This is a genomic window from Bradyrhizobium sp., assembly GCF_004799445.1.
In the GTDB taxonomy this organism is placed as follows: domain Bacteria; phylum Pseudomonadota; class Alphaproteobacteria; order Rhizobiales; family Xanthobacteraceae; genus Bradyrhizobium.
On the sequence record NZ_SSNA01000125.1, the window covers coordinates 1 to 2,624 of the forward strand.

Below are 2,624 nucleotides of genomic sequence, written 5' to 3' on the forward strand. Positions count from 1 at the left end.
AGACAGGCGCGCCGTGACGTCTACACCTGTTCTTAAGCAAGATCACAAAAAGTAATCGAGGAACTGCCCGACGGAATCGAAGGATCATTAGCCGTGAACACCGAGAAACGCATCCAGGCCCCGCTGGCCCAACGAGCCGCCGTCGCGAACGCCCGTGCAAAGCGCAAAGCCGACGATGCAAAGCGAGAAAACGAGATCGCGATGTGGTCGCGATGAGAAACATTTTGGTTTGCACCACTTCAATGGTGCTTTTATCTTTCGCACCGGCATCGGCTCAGCAGGCGATTTCAACGCCAATCCTGCAATCAGATGAAAATTTCAGGGACCTTGCGGGAATCTCGGCGGGTAATGGAGGAACCGGATTCGTCGACACGACCAGCAACAATGGCGTGATGCGAACCGGGGTTTTTTATCGCTCCGAGGCCCTGAGCCAGCTTAACCCCGCGGATTGGGCAACCCTCTCAATGTTGCATATCGGCCTGGATATCGATTTGCGGACAAACTCGGAGATTACCGGCCCGGCCAGTCTTCCCTTCTCGCCGAACGCCGGGATCGATATTTTGCCGATTGGGACCAATTATACCTGGGTCAATATCTATGGCACTATTTCTCCGCCGTCGACGTCGACGTCGACGCCGCCAGTGACCGACAAGGCGTCCGCGGTCACCTATATGAAGACCACCTACCAAAACTTTGTGACCGATCCGGTCCAGCGAGCGGCGTTTCACACGGTCTTGATCGACTTGGCCAATGAGGCCGATCCCGCCTTGTATCACTGTTCCGGAGGCAAGGACCGTACCGGGTGGACGTCTATGCTCCTGCAGAGCATAGCCGGCGTATCGCCGACGACCATCATGCAGGACTATCTGGCCAGCAACAACTATATGGCTGCGTCCATCGCCCAGATCCTGAAAGACTATCCCGGCGAAGTCTATAAAGTGATGCTGGGTGTTCGGCGTGGCTTCTTGCAGGCCGGGCTCGACCAGGTGATCGCGTCATATGGTTCGTTGAATGCTTATTTGATTCAGGGGCTGGGGCTCACCCAGGCCGACATCTACGTTCTGCGCGCCAAGATGGTCTACTATTCGACATTGCCCGGGCAAAGCGGGTTAGCCGGCAATGCCGCCAGCGGCGCCGCGTTCCTGAACGCGTTACAGAACTCGCCACTGTCGGGCCACTATACCTCCTACAATTACTATCTGCAGTCGGCCATAGACATGGGCACGCTGGGGGGCGTCGAGACGCAGGTTGGCGGTCAGGTTCACGCCGATGCCGTCTCGTATTTGTTGCGCCAGCCCCTGTGGGTCGATGGTGCGATCGCGCCCTATACGAGCGGCCGGGATCTTGACGTAGGTCAGACTCGTATCTGGCTGGCCGGCCTTGGGGGTTATTTTGGGTCCGATGGTCGTACCGGCTTTGCCAGCAGCACGGAGCGAAGCGCCGGCACGGTCATGGGAGGCACTTACCGCATTGGCGACCAGGCCAGCGCCTATCTAGGCCTCGGCAATATTTTGGGTTCGGTAGGAAGCGCCGGCGCCAGTGCCGATGTCAACACTGCTCTGGCCACGATTGGCGGACGTTACGGTTTTTCGACTCTTGAAGCCGGTCCTTACGTGGCGGCGCGTGCGAATGTTGGTTGGGTCGACTACCAAAGCAAGCGCGCCCTGGGTGGAGGCCTGGGGACCACACAAGGCAACACCAAAGGCGCCGTTTACGGCGGCGGGGCTGATGTTGGCGACGTCATTCGCCTGGCTCCATTTATCATCACGCCGCAATTAGGGGTTCGCGTTACCCAGGTAACCCTCGGCAGCTTCGACGAAAGCGGCAGTGAACTCGCCCTGGGCGTCAATCGCATCAAACATACGTCTTCCAACGTGTTGGCCGATCTGGATGTCAGCCTTGATCCTCAAAAACTGGATGATTGGACCATAGCGCCTTCCGTCGCTGTCGGTTATGAGCAGGCACTCGGTAATCCCCAAGTCGAGAGCACCGGGACGCTTTACGGTTTCAATGTGAGCCAATATTCAGCCTACGACAGCCAATACCTGATGAAAGTCGGCTTGGCCGTCACTGCCCAGCACGGTGCCTTCACCGTCAAGGCCGCGGTCAATGCTGTATACGCTGCCGAAACAAGCTCCGGCATCAACGCGCAACTGTCTATTGGTTACAAATTCTAGCGCGGCGGCCGTCGTGCCGTCGAAGAGCTTCAGATCGCGCCAGATGATTTACGGTCGCCGGATCATCGGCGCGAGGACACGCGCGGAAGGCGCGCGCAAACGTGCTGCCGAGGCCTCCCGTGAGGCCGCCCACGCCGAGGCGGAAGTATGATCGATCCAAATGGAAGCTTCCGCCGCCATAGTGATTCTTCCGCGGCCCTCACCGGATGCATTCGTTGAAGGCGTCTTTCATTTTTCAAAAGTGCGATGTCTCTTCATGGCACTGAACGGACATGCTGACCCTGTTGAGCGATGTCCGTTGCTGGAGCAACAGCGGAAAACATGTGCTCTTTCAGAGTATTTCGCCTTTTGACCCATATGCGACATCTGGCAAGCCGTTACTCGACCGCCTCGGCGGCAATAGCGAGCACGCCCGATGGAATGGTGAGGCCGAGCGCTTTTGCGGTC

At 57.9% G+C, this 2,624-nt stretch carries 2 protein-coding genes; both read left to right on the forward strand.

Annotated features, from left to right (window positions below; genetic code table 11):
• Positions 1 to 93 precede the first annotated feature (93 nt).
• Positions 94 to 216 carry a hypothetical protein gene (locus tag E8A46_RS17660; RefSeq protein ID WP_291563396.1) on the forward strand — a complete coding sequence of 41 codons (123 nt, stop codon included), beginning with the start codon at positions 94 to 96 and terminating at the stop codon, positions 214 to 216.
• The gene (locus E8A46_RS17665; protein ID WP_291563398.1) at positions 213 to 2,177 is read left to right on the forward strand and encodes a tyrosine-protein phosphatase; all 1,965 of its coding nucleotides are present in this window, start codon (positions 213 to 215) and stop codon (positions 2,175 to 2,177) included. The genes E8A46_RS17660 and E8A46_RS17665 overlap by 4 nt, the downstream gene beginning before the upstream one ends.
• Positions 2,178 to 2,624 lie beyond the last annotated feature (447 nt).

Coding starts and splice junctions, on each gene's coding strand:
- E8A46_RS17665 (WP_291563398.1), top strand. CDS start 213: ATGAGAAACATTTTGGTTTGCACCACTTCAATGGTGCTTTTATCTTTC.